Annotated in this window: 1 protein-coding gene; it reads left to right on the top strand. The window is 42.2% G+C overall.

What is annotated here, in order from left to right:
• The coding region (locus tag ACFINZ_RS11435) for an aminoacyl--tRNA ligase-related protein (protein ID WP_375701572.1) at window positions 1–287 on the top strand (287 nt) is incomplete at both ends.

Below are 287 nucleotides of genomic sequence, written 5' to 3'. Positions count from 1 at the left end.
TCTTTCTACGGGTGATATGGGATTTGCTGCACGTAAAACTTATGATATTGAAGTTTGGCTTCCTGGTCAGGGATGCTACCGTGAAATTTCCAGTTGCTCAGTTTGTGGAGATTTTCAAGGGCGACGTATGAATGCACGCTATCGTAAAGAAGGTGAGAAAACATTACACTTCGTCCATAGTCTTAATGGTTCTGGTACGGCTGTTGGTCGTTGTCTTATTGCCGTTCTTGAGAATTATCAGCAGGCTGATGGGTCAATTATTATACCCGATGTTCTACAACCTTATA

The sequence above is a fragment of the Bartonella sp. AA81SXKL genome (assembly GCF_042196945.1).
Lineage (GTDB): Bacteria > Pseudomonadota > Alphaproteobacteria > Rhizobiales > Rhizobiaceae > Bartonella.
Note: the sequence above shows the minus strand (reverse complement) of the source record. Positions and strands in the feature narration are given on the sequence as shown.